This is a genomic window from Cryptosporangium sp. NPDC051539 (assembly GCF_044454545.1).
In the GTDB taxonomy this organism is placed as follows: Bacteria; Actinomycetota; Actinomycetes; order Mycobacteriales; family Cryptosporangiaceae; genus Cryptosporangium.
In genome coordinates, this window is sequence record NZ_JBITDV010000009.1 from 1 (window position 1) to 18,532 (window position 18,532).

Sequence of the window (18,532 nt, forward strand, 5' to 3'; positions counted from 1 at the left end):
GGGTCGGCTGACCGGACGTCGCGGCAGACGTCGATGCCGTTGCCGTCGGGCAGGCGCGCGTCGAGCACGGCGATGTCTGGGCGGAGGGCGGGGATCCGGCGGGCTGCCTCCGGTGCGGAGCCGGACTCGCCGATCACCTCGATGTCGCCGCTGGATTCGAGGAGGGCGGTCAGGCCGCGTCGGACGACCTCGTGGTCGTCGAGGAGGAACACCCTGATCATGCGTCTGTCCTACACCGTCCCGGCGTCCGGGTCGACGACTGGGGCCCGACAGTCGTGCACCGTCGGTCTAGGCTTCGACCGGCAATCGCGGCAGGAGGGGACCACGGGTGACGGACGAGGTGAGCCTCGAGGGAGCTGTTCCGGCGCTGCCCCGGCTCCGGCTGGACTCACTGCTGCGGGAGCTGATCGCGCGCGCCGAAGACCTGCTCAGCACCCAGTCGCGTCTGCACTCGCTGCTGGACGCCGTGGTGTCGATGGCCAGCGACCTGAGCCTGCCCGACACGCTGCGCCGGATCGTCGAGCTCTCCGCGGAACTGGCCGGCGCCCGCTATGCCGCGCTCGGCGTCATCGGGCCGCAACAGCTGCTGGTCGAGTTCATCACGGTCGGCCTCGACACCAGGACCCGGATCTCGATCGGCGATCCCCCGCACGGCAAGGGCATTCTCGGGCTGCTGATCAACGACCCGAAGCCGCTGCGGCTGCACGACCTCACGAGCCATCCCGAGTCCTACGGCTTCCCGGCGAACCACCCTCCGATGACGTCGTTCCTGGGCGTGCCGATCCGGGTCCGGGGCACCGTCTTCGGCAACCTCTACCTGACCGAGAAGCGCGGGGGAGAAGACTTCACCGAGGAGGACGAGGACGTCGTGGTCGCGCTGGCGGCCGCGGCGGCGATCGCGATCGAGAACGCGCGGCTGTTCGAGGAGACCCACCGGCGGGAGACGTGGCTGGCCGCGTCGGGCGACGTGACGGCGCGCCTGCTGCGCGGCGCGGACTTCGCCGAGACGGCAGACCTGATCGCCGGGAAGGCCGCCGAGATCGCCCAGGCCGACGCCGGCTTCCTGCTGCTCGGCGCTCAGACCGCCGGGGCCGACGGCGCCCGCCGGCGACTGACGGTCCGGGCCGCCTGCGGCGACGGCTCGGCGCCGTTCGTCGGCCTCGACTACGGTCTGTCGGACGAGACGGAGCTGTTCACCGGCGGCGGGGCCCCGTACCGGTTCGAGGGGGGACGCCAGCCGTTCGTCGCGCTGGAGACCGACCCGCCCGCCGACCGCTATCGGGGACCGGGCGCGGTCGTCTCGCTGGCCGGCGGTGGCCGGGTGTTCGGCCTGATCTCGGTGGTCCGGGAAGAGGGCAGGCCGGCGATGAGCGATGCCGACGTCCGGATGCTGCAGGCGTTCGCCGGCCAGGCCGCGCTGGCCGTGGAGTTCAGCCGGGCCACCGCCGACCGGCAGCGTCTGGCGGTGCTGGAGGATCGGGACCGGATCGCCCGGGACCTCCACGACCTGATCATCCAACGGCTTTTTGCGGTCGGCCTCGGGTTGCAGGGTGTGAGCGCGATGACCGGACGGCCGGAGGTCGCGGAGAAGCTGAACGCGTTCGTCGACGACCTGGACGACACGATCCGCGACGTACGCCGGACGATCTTCTCGCTGCAGGAGCCGGCCGACCACCCCAGCGGTCTGCGGGGCCAGATTCTCCAGATCGTGATCGGGGCCACGGACACGCTGGGTTTCGAGCCGCGGCTCCGGCTGGACGGGCCGTTGGACTCCGCGGTGCCGGACGCGATCCGGCCCGACCTGCTCGCGGTGCTCGGGGAGGCCCTGGCGAACGTCGCGCGGCACGCCCGTGCCGACAGCGCCGACGTCGACGTGAACGTCGACACGACGTCCCGGACCGTGACGCTTGCCGTCACCGACGACGGGGTCGGGCCGAGCGCGGACGACACCCCGGGGCACGGCACCGTGAACATGGCGGCCCGGGCCCGGCGCCTGGGCGGCGAGTGCCGGCTCGAACGCGTCGGCGACCGGGGCGCCCGGCTGACCTGGTCGGTGCCGCTCGACGTCTGAGTGCACCCCGGGACTTCCCGATACGGTCCTGGTGGCCGGTCGCGCGACCGGCCGGGCGAGCGCGGGCTTCGTGTCGGCGGCCCGTCGGGACTTTCGACCCTGCCGGGACGGCGTGGCGCGGACGACGCTGAAGCCGTGAGGAGGTCCACGATGATCGTCAAGGACATGGTTATCGGTTCCCGGGCTGCCGCGCCGCGGGAGCCCCAGGTCGACGTGGTGACCGACGGCTCGTTCGCGGAGGACGTGCCCGACTACGCCCGGGCCAAGGTGCAGGCCGGGCTGCGGCATTGCCGTTACCCGATTCTGAGCGCCGCCGTGCGGCTGACCCGGTTCGCCGATCCGGCGCTGCCGCGTCCGGTCGTGGCTACCGCGACCGTCAGCGTCAACGGACGGCCGGTGCGGGTGCAGGCCGTGGCCGAAACGGCCCGGGTCGCGCTCGACACGCTGCAGCACACGTTACGCACCGTCGTCGAGCGGCTGGACCGCAGGCACGAGCACCACCGTTCCGGCCACGAGCCGGAGACCGACCGGCGTGCCCCCGACGACGTGGAGGTCCATCCTCACGGCACCTCTGCGCCGACCTCCTGCACGGTGGACGAGGCGATCGAGGACCTGGACACGATGGACCGTGAGTTCCACCTGTTCCACGACGTCGACACGGACGAGGACACGGTGGTCTACCGCGCCGAACCGACCGGCTACCGGTTGGCCCAGGCCACACATCGTCCGCTGGCGGCCCACCCGTCGTCCGCGGTGTCGATCGTGCGGGAGGACGCCCCGCGGCTGAGCATCGCGGCGGCGGCGGAGCGGCTCTCGTGCAGCGGGCAGCCGTACGTGTTCTTCGTGGACGTCCTCACCGGGCGGGGTGCGGTGCTGCACGTCCGGCTGGACGGAAACTTCGGATTGGTCACCCTGGTGTGACCGCAACCGCTCAAGGGGGCATCGATGTCTCTCGACTGGACCGACCGGCCGACCGACCACGCGGGATCGAAGGTCCTCGGCCTGGCCGACTGCCACGTGTGCCTCCGCGGCCGCACGATCGGCCGCATCGGCTTCCTGCGGGCCGGTGCGGTCGAGATCTTCCCGGTGAACTACGGACTGGTGGGCTCCACGATCGTGTTCAAGACCAGCGACGGCACGAAGCTCGGAGCCGTGCTGGACTTAGCCCCGGTGACGTTCGAGATCGACGGTGTCGGCCCGCCCGCGACGGCCGGCACCGCATGGAGCGTCGTCGTCAAAGGGGTGGCCGGGCCGGTCGGCGACGGGTTCACGGCCGCGGACCTGGACTCCGGCCCGGCGGCTCCGCTGTTGCCCTCGGCGGCGGCGCAGGGCCGGTGGGTGGCGATCCGGGCGGACGAGATCAGCGGGCGAGCCCTTCTCGCGGTGCCGACGTGATCGGCCGTGCGAGGCTGCCACGGAACACCTGATCGACCCGGTCGCGTGGCGATCCGCCGTCAGGTCAGCTTCAGTGTTCCGAGCAGCCGACGGGCGGCTTCCCCGCCCTCGCTCTCGGCGACGTCGAGCGCGGCCGGCACGTTCAGGTCGGTCAGCAGCGCGCGACCGGCCTCGTCGACGGCCGCCTCCGACGTGGTCGGACGCCCGGCCGCCGCGTAGAGCCGGGTGAGGCGGTTCTCGGCGGACGTCAACAGGGACGCGTCGAACTTCCAGTCGGCGTCGTAGCGCCGGTCGAGCAGCAGCAGGCGCAGCGCGGCGGGGGAGTGATCGGCCAGCAGATCGCTGACCAGCGTGAGGTTCCCGGTCGACTTCGCCATTCTCCGTCCGTCCCGGTGAACGCTGCCGACGTGCAGCGATCCCCGGGAGAACGGCCCGGCGCCGGTCGCGGCCTCCACCATCGCGGCCTGGTAGGCGTGGTGCGGAAAGGCCAGGTCGGCGCCGCCGATCACGACGTCGACGACCGCGCCGTGCACGGCGATCGCCATCGCTGCGCACTCCGCGTGCCATCCCGGGCGGCCGCGGCCCCACGGGCTGGGCCAGCCGGGCTCGCCGTCCCGGGACGGCCGCCAGACCGGGACGTCGAACGGGTCGTCGCGCAGCGGATCGTCCGGGTCGTCGGCGTTCTCGGTCGCGAGTACCCGCGCGGTGGAGGGGTCGAGCCCGGCCCGCGCCGGAACCTCGTCGCCGCGGAAGTACACCCGCCCCTCGCGCTCGTACGCCCGGCCGCCGGCCAGCAGCGCGAGCGCCAGCCGCTGGACGTCCACCACGTGGTGGCGCGCGCGGGGCACGTGCGTGGGCGCGGCGATCCGCAGCGCGGCCATGTCCCGGTCGAACAGGAACTCCTGGACCAGCGCGAACTCGTCGTACGGCTGGTTCCGGGACGCGGCCGCCACGGTCAGCACGTCGTCGACGTCGGTCACGTTGCGCGCCGTCACCGCGGTGGCGCCCGCCGACGCGACGACCGCGGCCAGCACGTCGGCCCAGACGAACGTGGCCGCGTGCCCGAGATGGGTGACGTCGTACGGGGTGATGCCGCAGGTGTAGGTCCGGACCGGGTTCAGCAGGGGCAGCGTCCGTCCGCCGAGCACGAACCGGTCGGTGCGGAGTCCGTTTTCGGGGTTCATGCCGGCCATCGTCGCACCGGGGACGCCGTGGGCGTGGTTTTGGCGTCCTGACCAGGGTGGCACCGGACCGGGAACTCCGGTCAGGTTGTCGTCAGGTTCGGATTCCTACGTTGGGCGGCATGTTCGATTTGGTCAACGGGTTGCCCGTTCATCCGCTCGTCGTGCACGCCGTGGTGGTGCTCCTGCCGCTCGCCGTGCTGGGTGCCGTCGCGATCGCCGTGGTGCCGAGATGGCGGGTGCGGTTCGGCGTCCTCGTGCTGGCGGTCACGGTGGCCGCAACGGTCTCGATCCCGCTGGCGACGGAGAGCGGCGAGGCGCTGGAACACCGGGTCGGTGACCCGGGCCGGCACGCTGCGCTGGGCGACCAGCTCATCTGGTTCGCGCTCCCGTTGCTGGTGCTCGTGGCCGCGATGGTGTGGCTCGCTCGCCGCGATCAGCGCTCGGGCGGTGGCGCGATGCGCGGTGCGGCCACGGCCGTGGCGGTGCTGGCGGTCGTCGTCGGGCTCGCCAACGTCGTGCAGGTGTACCGGATCGGCGACAGCGGGGCACGGGCCGCGTGGGGCGATCAGGTGGCCACCGGCCCGAAGTGAAGCGTCTCCGTCCGTGCGTTGACGCGGCAGCTGATCGGCGGGGCGGGGCGCTAGGGACGCGAGTCCCGTTTTCCGCGCGCGCCACCGATCCGGAGCACTGCGTGCGGGTGGGCCCGCCAGGACATCAGCCGTCGCACCGCGAGCCGGCCGCAGATCGCGGCCAGCGAACCCTGGACGGCGGCCGGTACCCGGTACAGCGCGACGCCGGAGCTGTCGTCGGTCCGGCGCGCGCCGACGGCGGCCAGGAGCTCGGGGTCGGCGGGATCGGGGGAACAGGGCGACGCCGGTGGGATACCCGGCCACCTCCAGCGCGGTCAGCGCGTGGCCCAGCGCGGCTCCGCATCCCACCGTCACGGTCCGGCCGATCGTGTCCAGCGGCGTGATCGGCCCGCGGGGATCCGTCCGCAGGCAGAGCGCGGACGCGTCCCGATACCAGAGCCACGGCTGCTCGCCGCGCACGGCCGGAGCGGCCGCCGTGGCGGTCGTCGCGATCGTGAGGGGTTCGTCAGCCGTGAGCCGGTGCGTGGGGGTCAGGGGGCGCTCCGCTCCCCTCGGTGCTCGACCGCGCGCGCCAGCCGGGTGCCCCAGAGACGGGCCCGGTCGAGCTCGCGCGCCCGCAGCGGACCGCGGGTGTCCAGCACCCAGAAGTCCTCGGGCGGGACGACCGGCAGGTAGCCCGAACCGCGCAGCCGCCGGTCGATGGCGCGCGCGGCCGAGCCCGGGACGAACCGCTTCTTGAGGCGGGTCGAGAACGCGGCCGTGGCGACGTTGCCGGCGGCGGACGGAAGGGCGACGAGCCATTCGCGGACCCCGCGCGCGCCGACGTCGCGGGCGCCCTGGTCGGCGGCGGTCTTCCGGGTGCCCGGCCGGCTCAGCCCGAACGCGTGGGTCGGTCCGCCCACGACCAGCAGGTCCACGTCGTCGGGCAACTCCGCCGGCGCCTCGTCGATTCCGGCGACCGTCACCGGTCCCGCGTCCGCCAGGCCGGCCTCGACGGCGTCCGCGATCTGCCGGGTGTTGCCGAACAGCGACTCGACGACGATGAGCGTCCTCATCAGGATCTCCTCACAGGTAGGGGCCGACCGGACCGTCGACCTCGGCGCGCAGCGCGCGGTAGGCGGTGTCGTCCTCGGTGTAGGTCAGGGCGTCGACGACCTCGATCACGCCGTCGACCCGGCGGGCGAACTCCACGGCGATGCCGATCTGGCTCCTGCGCGGCAGCGTGCCGGTGAGCGTCACGACCCCGTCGCTGACTCCGACGGCGACGCCCTCGGGCGAGAGCAGAACCCGCCCGATCACGTCTGCCCGGACCTCCTCGAGGATCTCGTCGTCCGGCCGGGTCAGCAGCCGGACGAGGTCCGCCCGGCTGACGACTCCGACGAGTTTGCCGGTGTCGTTGACGACCGGTAGCCGCTTGACACGGTGCCGTTCCAGGAGCTGGGCCGCCTCGACGACCGACGCCCCCGGTGCGATCGTGATCGCCGGAGCCGTCATCACGTCCTGCGCGAGGAGCCCTTCGGCCTTGTCCCGGTCGGTCCGGTGCCGGCGCAGCAGCCGCGGCCACCCGTCGGCGTCGTCCTGATAGGTGACCTTGTGCAGCAGGTCGGCCTCGGAGACGACGCCGACCACTTCGGCGTCGTCGTCGAGCACGGGCATCGCGGTGACGCCGGCCCAGTCGAGGCGCTCGGCGATCGTCTTGACCGGCGTCCTGACGTACGCCGACTGCACGGCGTTCGTCATGACGTCGCTCACGGTGCGGTGTGTCATGGTCTTCTCCCGTTCGTGAGGCGCGGCTGTCGTCGATTCGAGCGTCGCGCGCGGCGTCGTCCGGCAGCAGAGGCCGAAGTCCTTCCCCCGGCACCGGAGAACCGGTTCCGATCCAGGTCGAAGGTCCCGCCGGGGCCGGGAACGCGGCCACTGCCCGCGGCGCGCTCTACGAAGGAGCAGGAGGCAGCGGCAGCGAACCGGGAGGATCCGGCGCTGGGGCGCCGGGCAGCGGTCCGGCCGTTGGTCCGGAAGCGTCAATCGGTGGCAACGAGGCGGTGTGCGCGGAGGAGTCGGGCCCACCACGGGCGCGGCTCCGGCCGGTGGCCGCGTAACCGCGGCACCCGTCCCCGGGCGCCCCGGACGCTCACCCACCCGCCCGGCCCCATCGACACCGGGCCAACTGCGGCCCGCGGGCGGAGTGCCACCCCGAGTACAGCGGCGGCCCCGGCGACCGCGACGACGCCGACGACCAGCCGCTCGACGTCCACCACCGGTTGGTAGCGGACACCGTCCGCGGTCGTCACGAACGCCCCGACGGTCCGTGATCCGGACCGGATCACCGGCGTGATGCTGACGTCGGCCGGGCGGGGTACCGGTTCCTGCTGCATGGAAGCCTCCTTCGTCAGCCTCAGCGTCTCGCCGGTGCGGCGCGCGCGGCAGCGGGGCGGAAGCCCCGGCCGTCGGGACCTTCGGCCGTTCCCGCCGAACGAGGCGGCTCCTAGCGTCGGAAGCAGGACATCGGACATACGGAGGCGGCGCCATGACGAGCGCGGTAGGCATCCCGATCACTGTCGGCGTCGACGGTTCGCCGGCTGCCGCCGAGGCGGTGGCCTGGGCGGTGGCCGAGGCCGGGCGCCGAGGCCGGGCGCTGGATCTCGTCTACGTCAACGCGTTCCCGACCTATGCCTATGCGATGTGGCCGAGCTGGGGTCCGCCGGCCGAGCGGGACGGGCAGGCTGAGGGACGCCGGGTGCTGGCCGCCGCGAAGCAGCGGGCGTCCCAGGTCACGCCGTCCACCCAGGTCTGCACCGAGGTCGTCGAAGGGGGCCCGGCGAGCGTTCTCCTCGGCCGGTCGCCGGATTCGGCGATGGTCGTGGTGGGCCGTCGTGGCACCGGGGGATTCCCGGAGCTGCTGGTCGGCTCGGTCGCCACGCAGGTCACGACCTACGCCCAGTGCCCGGTCGTCGTCGTCCCGGAGCGCACCGCGGAGGTGGCGGCTGACGGGCCGGGCATCGTGCTGGGGGTGGACGGCAGCGAGGAGTGCCAGGCCGCGATCGAGCTCGCGTTCACCGAGGCGTCGCTACGCGGCCGACGGCTGACCGCCGTCCGCTCCTGGTTCTGGCCTGCGGACGACCCGGCGATCACCCAGCCGTACTCACCGTTGCCCGAAGACCACGTCGCCGAACAGCAGCGCGTGCTCAGCGAGGCGCTGGCCGGCTGGACGGAGAAGTATCCCGACGTCGAGGTGCGGACGGTGATCACCCATCGCCGGCCCGCCCGCGCTCTGCTCGACACAGCGGCCGGAGCGGATCTTCTCGTCGTGGGCGCCCGGGGGAGCGGTGGCTTCCGCGCGCTGTTGCTGGGCTCGGTAGGGGAGACCGTGGTCCGCCACGCGACCTGCCCGGTCATCGTCGTCCATGGCCACGCCCACGCGGGCTGACCGAGAGCGCATTTACATCAAGGTGTTTTGATGCAATTCTGAGTGCATGTCTGGAGAGGTGCGCGAACCGGTGTTGCTGCGCGCGGCGGCGCATCCGCTGCGCTGGCAGCTCCTGACCGAGCTGGCCGCCAGCGACCGCCAGGTCCAGGAGCTGACCGCCCGGGTGCACCAGCGTCAGAACCTGGTCTCGTACCACCTCGGTCAGCTGCGGAAGGCCGGGGTGGTCACCTCGCGCCGCAGCAGTGCGGACGGCCGCGACACCTACTACCGGCTCGACCTGACGCAGTGCGCTGCGCTCCTGGCGTCGGCCGGTGCGGCGCTCCACCCCGCGCTCCGGCAGACGTCACCGCCGGTGCCGGCCCTCGACAGCACCCGGCCGCCGCGGGTGCTTTTCCTGTGTACGAGCAACAGCGGCCGGTCGCAGCTGGCCGAAGCGCTGCTCCGGCACCGAACGGCCGGTGCTGCCCACGTGTTCAGCGCCGGTAGCCACCCCAAGCCGGTGTCTCCGCACGCGGTCGCCGCACTGGCCGGCTACGGCATCGACGCCACCGGCGCGACCTCTAAGCACCTGGACGTCTTCTCCGGCCAACGATTCGACTACGTGATCAGCCTGTGCGATCGGGTCCGGGAGATCTGCCCAGAATTTCCTGGTCATCCCAGTGTCGTGCACTGGAGTTTGCCCGATCCGGGTCACGAGCCCGACGGCAACGCGGCCTACGTCCGCACCGCTGCCGAGCTGGATGAACGGATCGGATTTCTTCTCCACACCCTTACCGGAGGTGCCTGATGACCGAGCCGACCGACCAGACCGTCCATGTCCGCTACCTCGTCGACGACGTCGAGGCGGCGGTCGCCTTCTACACCACGCATCTGGGTTTCAGCCCAGGACTCAACGCCGTGCCGGCGTTCGCCGACGTGCGACGCGGCAACCTCCGGATGCTGCTCTCCGGGCCGGCGAGCTCGGCCGGCCGTCCGATGCCCGATGGACGCGTACCGGAGCCCGGCGGCTGGAATCGCATCCATCTCGTCGTCGGCGACATCACCGCGGAGGTCGCGCGGCTGCGCGCCGCCGGAATCCAGTTCCGCAACGACATCGTGTCCGGCCCCGGCGGCCGGCAGATCGTCTTCGACGACCCGGCGGGGAATCCGGTGGAGCTGTTCCAGCCGGCCGGTACCTGACTCGGCTCGGCGCAGAGGCGTCGCCAGCCGCCCACCGGTCCGCGCTGTCGGTGTTCCTCGGGTTGGGCGGCCACGACGTCGGGTGCTGGGCGCCTCTCTCGGGTTCGCCCGGGACGCGTAGGCCGTCGCAGGCAGAGTTCGACGGTGTTCGCGGGGAGGTTGTCGAGGAGGACGTCGATCCGGGCGCCGTCTGGACGCGTTGCCCGAATCGACCTCAGTGCGGTCGGGGCGTGGTCGCCGCAGGCCGGGTGATTCGGTCGCGTTCGGGCCGTCGGGACGAGGAGCGCGGTGTCCTCGTCGCTGAGATCGCCGCAACCGGGGGAACCGGAGGCCGTGATCATCGTCGCCCGCCGGGTCACGGCCCCCGCCGCGCGATCCATCCCGGTGCGAGGTCGCCGACTCGCACGTCGAACCACCGCTGGCGCCGGCCCGCACCGGGTCGGAGGTGCGTCGAACGATGACCGACTGGTTTATGCCGTCCCAGCCGTGGACTGACGATCTTACCGTCCGTAGCGAGCTGCCTATTGAGTCGCGCGGGACGCCGTGTAAGCGTTTGAACAGCGTAGTTCTTGTAGACGAGAGCCGGCTCTCGACCTCGACCGAGTGCTGGACAGGGTAGGAATTGCGGACCTCGCCGAGGCCCTGCCGGAGGTGCTCACGCGGGCCCAGCGGAACCTCGTCGGACTGGGCCGTGCTCTCGCGGCCTCCCCGCAGCTGCTGTGCCTGGACGAACCCGCGGCGGGCCTCGACAGCACAGAAAGCCTCGAGCTCGGACGCAGGCTGCGGGCGTACGCCACCGAGCACCGGGCCGGCGTGCTCCTCGTCGGCAGCACGTGCCGCTGGCCCTGGAAATCTCCGACCGGGCCTACGTCCTTGCCCACGGTTCGCTGGTGCTCGAAGGGACCGCGGCCGAGTTGCGCCAGAACCATGAACTGCTGATGGCCAGTTACCTCGGTGAGCCTGTGGCTGACCTCGCGATCGACACGAAGTGAGCCGAACCCGGTAGGGGCTCGGAGGCTGGACACCGATGTCCGCACAGAGAGAAGAATAGATGACCGTCACGAGTAGACCGCTGGTGGTCGCCGCCGTCGTCGTCCTGCTGGGAGGGCTCGCCGCATGTGACAAATCCGGCAACGACACTTCTGCCGCATCGACCGTCGAAGCCGATTACGGAGTAGCGGTGAAACATGTCGCCGGGACCTCTGGCACGGCCGACGCGACGACGGCGCCGATCAAGATCGGCTGAGTGAACGAGCAAGGTGGCCCGAGCGGTCAACCGGAGGCAACGGCCGGCGTCGAAGCGGCGGTGGCCCTGGTGAACAAGCGCCTCGGGGGTGTTCAGGGACATCGAGTGGACTTAAGTCGAGTGCTTCGTTGCGACCTCGGAGGAGGAGTCGCAGCAGTGCGCCCAGAAGATGTACAACGACAAGAGCATCTCGCTCGTGCTGACCGGAGCCAGCGCCATTTCCTCCGGATCGCTGCACAACACGCTGGCGGCGAGCAAGCCGATACTCGGCGCGAATCCGGCAGCGACGGCTGACCTTTTCGCGAAGAACGCCTACTACCTCGGGCCGGGTCCGTTCGGTCAGAGTTCGATTGCCACCTATCTGATCGATGTGCTGCGGGCCAAGAAAGTTGCCCTCATCGGTCCGGCGTTCGTCGGGACCGCGCTGTCGATCAAGCAGTTGAAACAAGCCGCCGATCCGGCCGGAGTCACTGTCACGGCAGGCACCTACAAACAGGGTTCCGCCGACGTCGCGCCGGCGGTGCTCGCGTCGAAGGCTCAAAGCGCCGATGTCGTGCTCGTGCTCGAGCCGAACCAGAACGGTTGTACGGCGGTGGCCAAGGCGCTGGGAGACCTTCCGACCTGGACGTTCCCTCGCTCGACGATCGCACCGACCACCTCGGCACAGGATTCGTCGGGCGAGGCGGCCGTCTACCTCGGGGCGATGCAGGAATATCAGCCCGATTCCACTGTGTGGGGATTGGCGCCCAGCAACTTTTCCGCCCTCCTCTACGCCGTGAAGATCTTGAACAAGGTCGGCCCCGACGGTCTGACACCGGAGAAGGTCTCCTCGGCCATCGCCGGCGACACCGGACCGGTCTTCCTGGCGAGCCCGGACCTGAAATTCGGTGGTCCGCAGAAGACGATCGGTTCGACCGCGTTCCGGTTCTACACCTACAAAGGCAAAGGTAGTTGGGCATCGGCCGCAGACGGTAAGTGGCTGACCTGAGAAGTCCCTGACTTCGAGTATCGACGGCGGCTCTCGCGGTTCCCGACCGGACCGCGAGAGCCGCGGCGAGGCGTCGGACCGTCAGTCCGCCTCGGTGCCCAGAGCGAGGTGCGCCTTGGACCAGTCGCGCGCCATGGAGTCCTCGATCACCATGTTCACGTGGCTCCAGGCCTGCGCCAGATTGCGGAACGAACGCTCCATGCGCTCGCCGTTGACCGCGGCACTCGACCCAGCGGTGCGAAAGAGGATGTCTTGCGCTGCGCTCCACGCCAGTCGCGTCGCCTCGCGGGACATCATGTTGATCATGGCGTCTTCTTCGGTGGTGAACGGCTGACCCCCGCGCGCGGCGCGATCGCAGATCGCGGTCCACTGCTCAGCGGCGGATCGGACGATTGCGCGGGACGAGTTCAGCCGCGCCGTCGCGAGCCCGTACCACCGCTGGTAGTCCGCATTGAACAGTCGCGCGGCAGGTGCGCGCCCGGCGTCGCCGGCGGTCTTGCGCTCACGCATCAAGAGCTCGTACTCGTCCAGGGCTCCGAAGGCGCCGCCGATGAAGAGCGTCGCCAGGTCCAGACCGAAGAACCCCTGCCCCGGAGCGAGGTGCATGGGGTCACCGTGCAGTTCGAAGCCCGGTGACGTGTTGGTGCAGTGCAGGTCGACCTGCATGGTGTTCTCGAGCACGAATTCGCGGGGGAGGTGCGCGTCACGCAGGACGATCGTGTTCGACCCGCTGCCCTTGAGACCGAGCGTGCGACCCCAGTCGTCGAGCACCTCGTACGAGTCGCGGGGGGCGATGAACAACATCTGCTGGGCCGGCGCGCCGCTCTGCTGATCGAGTTCGAACGCCTGCCCGATGTAGTGCGTGGAGTACGGCGATCCCGAGGAATACGGATGAGTCGTGTTCAGAACCCAGTCGCCGTTTTCCGTTCGTCGTGCCGCGCCACCGGGTCGCGCAGTGGACGGTATGACCACATGGCCGTCGGCGAAGACGACGTCCTGCACCTCTTTGGGCCAGAGCGAGGCGACCAGCAAGGCGTGACTCGCGCCGAGGCACAGGCACCACCCCGTCGACATGCATCCCCGGGCGACTGATTCCATGACGGCGAGGAAACTCGGCATGTCGAAGGCGTAGCCGCCGTACCGCACGGGCTGGAGAAGCCGATAGAAGCCGGCCTGTCGGAACTGCTCGTGCATGGCGGGGGAGTAGGTCGTTCGCAGTTCGGTGTCGGCCTGATCGGCCAGGAGCTGCGGACGAAGTTGCTCGGCGATCGCGAGGGCCTCGTCCGGAGTCAGCGTGGCGGGGGGCGAGACGTCTTCCGCGGTGTGGTCGATCGAGGACGCAGTCATGGGGTGGAACCTCAACAATCGCTGGTTTGGGGGTGAGCGGGGAAGCTGGTCACGGCACGGCTCGCGTCAACCGGCTTCGCGAAGAGGGACATCGCGCCACGCGTCGCTCACCGTTGCCCGGAGGGAGATTGCGTCCCGCAGGTGTCGCGCAACGGGGTACTCGTCCAGGTAGCCGTATCCACCGTGGACCTGCACCGCGGCCGTGGCCACCTCGACCGCGGCTTCGCAGGCGCCCCGCAGTACCGCGGCAGCGACGACACCGGTGGCCGATTCCGCGCCGAAGAGGGCAGCCAGGTTCGTGGCGACCTGATCGGCCGATGCGTCGAGCGCAGCGCGCACCGTGGGAAGGGCGTCCAGGGGCCCGCCGAACTGTCGGCGAACGGATGCGTAGCCGGCGGCCGCGTCGTACGCCGCGCCGGCGATTCCGACTGCGACAGCGGCTCTCCGGAGATGGAGCCCGGCCCGAACCCTCGACCAGTCCCGTGCCGGGAGCACCCAGGCCGACCCGTCGATCTCGGCGGCCCACGTCAGAGCACCGGCCAGACCGGTGCGTCCGAGGCGTACCGGTGTCCGGAGCGCCTGCGGGGCGACGAGTACCGCCGATTCGCCGTTGAGTACCAGCAGGTGGGCGGGGATGTCGGCGATGTCGACGCGCCCCGAGAAGCCCGTCACCCCGGTGCCGTCGACCGAGAGCCGGGCGTGTTCGAGGACGGCCACAGAAGCATTGCCGGCCTGCACGTCCGCGACGAGATCCGCGAAAGCCGGGAGCGGCGCGAGCACGTCGACAGCCGTGTGTGCCTGAGCGCTGGCCAGCGCGAGGGCGGGCCAGTACCGGCCGAGACGTTCGAGCGCGATCGTCGTCAGCCGGTACCCCGCTCCACCGCCGCCATGCTCTTCGGCGGTTCCCGGTGTCCAGAAGCCGAACTCGGCGAGGCTGCGGCGCGCCTTCGCGACCGCGGTCTCGTCGTCGCTCGCCGGTGGCGTCGGGGCCGCGGTCGCGAAGTCCGAGAGGACGCTCACGATGCTCGCCTCGTCATCGTCGAGCGAGTGACCGAACCAGTTCGTCGCCGGACGTGTCATCGGAGTCCGTCCATCGCGCGGGTGATCTCCCGTCCGATGAGCATCCGCTGGATCTCATTGGTGCCGTCGTAGATCTGGGTGACCCGCGCGTCGCGGAGACAGCGTTCGATGCCCAGGACCTCCAGGTCACCGTAGGTACCGAGCAAGCGGGTCGACGCATCGGCAACGTGCCAGCCGAGGTCGGTGCAGGACTGCTTCATCAGCCCGATCTGGCCGGGCGACACGTCGGAGTCGGTGTCGACCTGGCGCGCGACCGCGTGCAGGAGAAGCCGTCCCTGCAAGATTCGGCCGCGCAGTTCGGCCAGCGTCGCGAGCGTCTGATCCGGGAGGCGTGCGCCGTGCAGCCGGCGTAGCGCCAGCAGGGCGCGCGCGTAGGCCGATTTCGCCAGCCCGACGCCCTGGGCAGCCGCGCTGATACGAGATTTGACGACAGATCGCATCACGAGGCTCCACCCTTCGCCCTCGCTGCCGAGCCGGTGACTGACCGGCACGGGGACGTCATCGAGGAAGATTTCTGCGGTGGACGAACCGTTCATTCCCAATTTCTGGAAAGGTCGCCCGCGACTGACGCCCGGCCACGTTCCCTCGATGACGAAGGCACTGATACCGGCGCGTCCGGCCGATCGGTCGGTCGTCGCGAAACACACGATGACGTCGGCACGGTCTCCGGTGGTGATGAAGGTCTTGGCGCCGGACAGCCGATATCCGCCGGCGTCGGTGGTGGCGACAGTAGCCAGTCCGGATACGTCGCTTCCGGCGTCCGGTTCGGTGATGGCCATCGAGCCGTAGGCGGTGCCGCGCAGCAGTCCGGGGACGTAGTGGGTCTGGAGCTGTGGGGACCCGGCGACAAGAATCGGATACGCGGCATGGGTTTGGGTCATGTACACGAGGCTCGTGGCACCGCATCCCGCGGCGATCTCCTCCATGATCACGGCATAGGCCACCGTCGTATCGGCGCTTCCGCCGAGGTGGCGGGGGAAGAGGATGCCGCCTAGACCGGCAGCTACCAGAGGCTGGTAGCTCTCGTGAGCAAAGCGCCCGGTCCGATCCGTCTCCGCCGCCCTGGGCGCGACGTCGTGTGCCACCACGCTGCGGGTGCGCTGACGCAGGTCGAGTTCGCGGTCGGTGAGTCCGGCGTCGGCAACCGGCTCGTCCAGCATCCGGTGCAGTTCGAGGTAGGCCTCGGGGTCGGTGTCGAGCGTCAGGGACTGGAGCATCGCGGTCACGCCTGAGGTCCGGCGTCGGCGAACCGCGCCGGTCGACGGTCCAGGAACGCGGCGATTCCCTCGGCGGCCTCGGCCCCGGAGATCGCCAGAACTGCCAGTGCGGACTCGGCGCGGAGGCCGGCGTCGAGCGGAGCGTCTCGCCCGGTCTCGAGCGCCTCGAGGATGGCCCGGACGGCGCGCGGTCCACGGTCGGCGATCGTGCGGGCGATGCTCACTGCGGTGTCCATGAGGTCGTCGGGCGCTACCGGCGGCACCGGCGTCAGACCGAGGGCGTACGCGCGGTCGGCGTCCAGCCGTTCCCCGGTGAGCATGAGGTGTGCGGCCGCCGCCCGGCCGATCGCTCGCGGTAGCCGTTGTGTTCCGCCGTAGCCGGGGATGAGTCCCAGGCCGGCTTCCGGTAGTCCGAGCGACGCGCGCGCTGACAGCACGGGGATCGTGGCGGCGAGCACCAGTTCGAGCCCGCCGCCGAGAGCGATGCCGTTGACGGCGGCCACCACCGGAATGCCTGCGGTTTCGATCTGCCGCAGCGCCTCCTGCCCGGCGCGCATCAGGTCGACCGCGCGGTCCACCGACAGGTCGCTCAATTGCTTGAGATCGGCTCCGGCGCTGAACGCCTTCTGGCCCGATCCGGTGAGGACCACCGCGCGTGTACGCGGATCCAGGGCCGCTGCTCGTACCGCGTCACGAACCCCGGTCAACACCTCGTCGTTCAGGGCGTTGTGAGCTTCGGGCCGATTGATCCGTACGACGCTCACCGGACCCGGTTGCACCAGGACGACGTCGGTCACCGCGCCTCTCCCGTCTGCGGGGACGCGGTTGCCGACGTCAGAGGCGTGCCGAGGACCGCCTCACTGTCGGCGCCGAGGTCCGGATACCGGGTGTTGCGGACGGTGCCCATCGAGGCCAGCCGGAACGGGCTGCGCACCGTGGCGGGGCCCTGGCCGGTGCCGGGGATGGGCAGCAGGCTGCCCCGCGCGACGACCTGGGGATCCGTGATCACCTCCGACAGGGACTGCACCGCTGTGGCCGGGATGCCGGCTGCGGCGCAGAGCGCCACCCACTCGGCGGCCGGCCGTCGCTCGAGTACGGACGCGATGCGGTCGACGACGCGGGTGCGATGCCGGCGTCGGCCGGCGTTGTCGGCCAGTACCTCGTCGGCGAGAAGATCGTCCAAACCCACCGCTTCGCAGAAGCGTCGCCACATCTGGTCGTTGCCGATCGCGACCACGATCGTGCGGTCGGCGGTCGGGAACGGCTGGTACACGGCGAGTACGGAATCCGTGCCACCGCTGGGCGCTGGTTCCGGATCGCCGGCGCAGAAAGCCGCGATGCGTGGGGCCATCAGCGCGAGGTCGGCGTCGAGTAGCGAGACGTCGATGATCTCGCCGCGCCCGGTCCGTGCCTGGCGGACCGCTGCGGCGCAGATCGCCGTGGCGGCGGACATGCCGGCAACGATGTCGGACAATGCTGTCGACACCCGTTGCGGCATGCGGCCGCGCTCCCCGGTGACCGACATCAGTCCCGAGCGGGCCTGGGCGACGAGATCGTAGCCAGGCCGGTCGGAGTCCGGACCGTCGAGGCCGAAGCCCGAGATCGCGCAATAGATCAGCCGCGGATGCCGGGCCGTCACCGCCGGACCATCGAGGGCGAGCTGTCGAAGCTTGCCGGGGCTGAGGCTCTGCAGGAAGACATCGGCAGTGTCCAGGAGGTCGGTCAGCGCCGCACGGCCGGAGGGATCCTTGACATCGATCGTGACGGACTTCTTGTTGCGGTTGGCCGATGCGAACCAGGCGGACGTTCCGTCGAGAAACGGCGGGCCCCAGTGTCGGGCCTCGTCGCCGGTCCCGGGCCGCTCCACCTTGATCACGGTTGCGCCGAGATCCGCCAGGTACATCGATGCCGTCGGACCCGCGTAGGAGGTCGTCATGTCAATGACCGTGAGGTCATCGAGCGGGCCGCACTCTTCGGGCAGCGTCATGAGTCGTCCTCATCGGTTGGTTCGCCGGCCAGGCGTGCGGTTCGTCGGGCTCGAAGCGGTCAGCGCCTGGAAGTACCGGCATGCAACTGTCCTACATTTGCCTTGTGCAGTTTTGCAAGAGGTCCTACTTCCGTCAAGCGGTGGAAGACGGGCGGCCCGGCTTGGTTCCGATCGAGACTGCCGCGATCACCGCCGGCTCGGAGGTCCGGTTCGTCCACGCGTGCGCGGTGCCGTTCTGAATCACCACGTCGCCCGGACGTACGGCGATCTCAGGTCCGCGGTCGAGCTTCAGGTGGAGCTCGCCCTCGAGGACGATCACGTAGTCGACGGTCGCCGTCGTGTGGAACCCGGGCCGATCGGCGTCGAAGGCCGCCGCAAGGCCTGGTAGCGCCTGTTCTTGCTCGGCTGCCGAGGCAGCCGGATCCGCCGACTCGAAGCTCGCGGCGGGCGGGAACTTGACCACCGTCAGCCCGGAGGCCGAGGGGCCCGGAATCACCGACGGGGTGGTCAGCGTCAGATCCGACGGAGTGCCGGTCGGTGCGCTGTCGTCCGTCATCCAGACCAGCGTGTTGCTGAAGCCGGGAATGTGCTCGAAGTCGTGGGAGCGGGGCGCGGGTCCGTCCGAGACGACGCACCCGCGCCCTTCCGCGTCGAAGCCGGTGACGATGCGCCTTACCTGCATGAGTGCTCCTTGGGACGTCGCAGAGGTTCCGGCTGAGGGGGCAGCTCGGGTAATGACCGGATTGAACCCTGCCGACATTGACTAGGCAATAGCCTGTATAAAAAATGTCGGACCTTATTCCGTTGGCCCGCGATCGGGC

20 protein-coding genes and 1 pseudogene are annotated in these 18,532 nt (G+C 70.7%); 10 read left to right on the forward strand and 11 right to left on the reverse strand.

The annotated features are described in order from the left end of the window. Positions 1–221: response regulator transcription factor (locus ACIBZJ_RS26535; RefSeq protein WP_395934127.1), on the reverse strand; the 221-nt coding region annotated here is incomplete at its 3' end. 107 nt (positions 222–328) lie between these two features. On the opposite strand from ACIBZJ_RS26535, the gene ACIBZJ_RS26540 reads away from it, so the two are divergent. The 3 genes from ACIBZJ_RS26540 to ACIBZJ_RS26550 all read left to right on the forward strand — a co-directional run bounded on the left by ACIBZJ_RS26540 (position 329) and on the right by ACIBZJ_RS26550 (position 3,466). After that, positions 329–2,071: a GAF domain-containing protein gene (locus ACIBZJ_RS26540; protein ID WP_395934129.1), complete on the forward strand. Its 1,743-nt coding sequence runs from the start codon at positions 329–331 to the stop codon at positions 2,069–2,071. 150 nt (positions 2,072–2,221) lie between these two features. Next, on the forward strand, positions 2,222–2,992 hold the full coding sequence (locus ACIBZJ_RS26545; protein WP_395934131.1) for a sigma 54 modulation/S30EA ribosomal C-terminal domain-containing protein: 771 nt from the start codon (positions 2,222–2,224) through the stop codon (positions 2,990–2,992). Positions 2,993–3,016: 24 nt separating this feature from the next. Continuing rightward, complete coding sequence (locus ACIBZJ_RS26550; protein WP_395934133.1) at positions 3,017–3,466, forward strand: pyridoxamine 5'-phosphate oxidase family protein; 450 nt, start codon at positions 3,017–3,019, stop codon at positions 3,464–3,466. A 59-nt stretch (positions 3,467–3,525) separates the two neighbouring features. Here ACIBZJ_RS26550 and ACIBZJ_RS26555 read toward each other — a convergent pair whose 3' ends face one another. Next, on the reverse strand, positions 3,526–4,650 hold the full coding sequence (locus ACIBZJ_RS26555) for a cysteine--tRNA ligase (RefSeq protein ID WP_395934135.1): 1,125 nt from the start codon (positions 4,648–4,650) through the stop codon (positions 3,526–3,528). Positions 4,651–4,769: 119 nt separating this feature from the next. On the opposite strand from ACIBZJ_RS26555, the gene ACIBZJ_RS26560 reads away from it, so the two are divergent. Beyond that, entirely contained in the window at positions 4,770–5,240 is a 471-nt protein-coding gene (locus ACIBZJ_RS26560; protein ID WP_395934137.1) for a DUF2231 domain-containing protein, read from the forward strand. A gap of 530 nt (positions 5,241–5,770) precedes the next feature. On the opposite strand, the gene ACIBZJ_RS26565 is transcribed toward ACIBZJ_RS26560, so the two are convergent. The 3 genes from ACIBZJ_RS26565 to ACIBZJ_RS26575 all read right to left on the reverse strand — a co-directional run bounded on the left by ACIBZJ_RS26565 (position 5,771) and on the right by ACIBZJ_RS26575 (position 7,615). Next, on the reverse strand, positions 5,771–6,295 hold the full coding sequence (locus tag ACIBZJ_RS26565) for a flavodoxin family protein (protein WP_395934139.1): 525 nt from the start codon (positions 6,293–6,295) through the stop codon (positions 5,771–5,773). A 10-nt stretch (positions 6,296–6,305) separates the two neighbouring features. Beyond that, entirely contained in the window at positions 6,306–7,007 is a 702-nt protein-coding gene (locus ACIBZJ_RS26570) for a CBS domain-containing protein (protein WP_395934141.1), read from the reverse strand. Positions 7,008–7,261: 254 nt separating this feature from the next. Continuing rightward, the gene (locus ACIBZJ_RS26575; RefSeq protein ID WP_395934143.1) at positions 7,262–7,615 is read right to left on the reverse strand and encodes a hypothetical protein; all 354 of its coding nucleotides are present in this window, start codon (positions 7,613–7,615) and stop codon (positions 7,262–7,264) included. 152 nt (positions 7,616–7,767) lie between these two features. Here ACIBZJ_RS26575 and ACIBZJ_RS26580 point away from each other — a divergent pair, with 152 nt between their 5' ends. From ACIBZJ_RS26580 to ACIBZJ_RS26605, 6 genes and pseudogenes are all read left to right on the forward strand, one after another. Then, positions 7,768–8,667, forward strand: a complete 900-nt coding sequence (locus tag ACIBZJ_RS26580; RefSeq protein WP_395934145.1) for a universal stress protein — start codon at positions 7,768–7,770, stop codon at positions 8,665–8,667. Positions 8,668–8,713: 46 nt separating this feature from the next. Next, positions 8,714–9,454 (forward strand): ArsR family transcriptional regulator, encoded by a 741-nt coding sequence (locus tag ACIBZJ_RS26585; protein WP_395934147.1) that lies wholly within the window; start codon positions 8,714–8,716, stop codon positions 9,452–9,454. Further along, positions 9,454–9,846, forward strand: a complete 393-nt coding sequence (locus tag ACIBZJ_RS26590; protein WP_395934149.1) for a VOC family protein — start codon at positions 9,454–9,456, stop codon at positions 9,844–9,846. The genes ACIBZJ_RS26585 and ACIBZJ_RS26590 overlap by 1 nt, the downstream gene beginning before the upstream one ends. A gap of 833 nt (positions 9,847–10,679) precedes the next feature. After that, positions 10,680–10,838, forward strand: coding sequence for a hypothetical protein (locus ACIBZJ_RS26595; protein WP_395934151.1), 159 nt, complete (start codon positions 10,680–10,682; stop codon positions 10,836–10,838). Positions 10,839–10,897: 59 nt separating this feature from the next. Continuing rightward, the gene (locus ACIBZJ_RS26600) at positions 10,898–11,092 is read left to right on the forward strand and encodes a hypothetical protein (RefSeq protein WP_395934153.1); all 195 of its coding nucleotides are present in this window, start codon (positions 10,898–10,900) and stop codon (positions 11,090–11,092) included. A 148-nt stretch (positions 11,093–11,240) separates the two neighbouring features. Next, positions 11,241–12,080: pseudogene (locus tag ACIBZJ_RS26605) on the forward strand (ABC transporter substrate-binding protein); the annotation flags it as partial. A gap of 81 nt (positions 12,081–12,161) precedes the next feature. On the opposite strand, the gene ACIBZJ_RS26610 reads toward ACIBZJ_RS26605, so the two are convergent. From ACIBZJ_RS26610 to ACIBZJ_RS26635, 6 genes are all read right to left on the reverse strand, one after another. Then, complete coding sequence (locus ACIBZJ_RS26610; protein ID WP_395934155.1) at positions 12,162–13,427, reverse strand: acyl-CoA dehydrogenase family protein; 1,266 nt, start codon at positions 13,425–13,427, stop codon at positions 12,162–12,164. Positions 13,428–13,493: 66 nt separating this feature from the next. Further along, positions 13,494–14,507 (reverse strand): acyl-CoA dehydrogenase family protein, encoded by a 1,014-nt coding sequence (locus tag ACIBZJ_RS26615; RefSeq protein WP_395934157.1) that lies wholly within the window; start codon positions 14,505–14,507, stop codon positions 13,494–13,496. After that, positions 14,504–15,724, reverse strand: a complete 1,221-nt coding sequence (locus tag ACIBZJ_RS26620) for an acyl-CoA dehydrogenase family protein (protein WP_395934839.1) — start codon at positions 15,722–15,724, stop codon at positions 14,504–14,506. The genes ACIBZJ_RS26615 and ACIBZJ_RS26620 overlap by 4 nt, the downstream gene beginning before the upstream one ends. Before the next feature lie 5 nt (positions 15,725–15,729). Continuing rightward, positions 15,730–16,521 (reverse strand): enoyl-CoA hydratase/isomerase family protein, encoded by a 792-nt coding sequence (locus ACIBZJ_RS26625; protein WP_395934159.1) that lies wholly within the window; start codon positions 16,519–16,521, stop codon positions 15,730–15,732. Further along, positions 16,518–17,711: a CaiB/BaiF CoA transferase family protein gene (locus ACIBZJ_RS26630; RefSeq protein WP_395934161.1), complete on the reverse strand. Its 1,194-nt coding sequence runs from the start codon at positions 17,709–17,711 to the stop codon at positions 16,518–16,520. Before ACIBZJ_RS26630 ends, ACIBZJ_RS26625 begins: the two co-directional genes overlap by 4 nt. 133 nt (positions 17,712–17,844) lie before the next feature. Continuing rightward, complete coding sequence (locus tag ACIBZJ_RS26635; protein ID WP_395934163.1) at positions 17,845–18,393, reverse strand: cupin domain-containing protein; 549 nt, start codon at positions 18,391–18,393, stop codon at positions 17,845–17,847. Between the last annotated feature and the right edge of the window lie 139 nt (positions 18,394–18,532).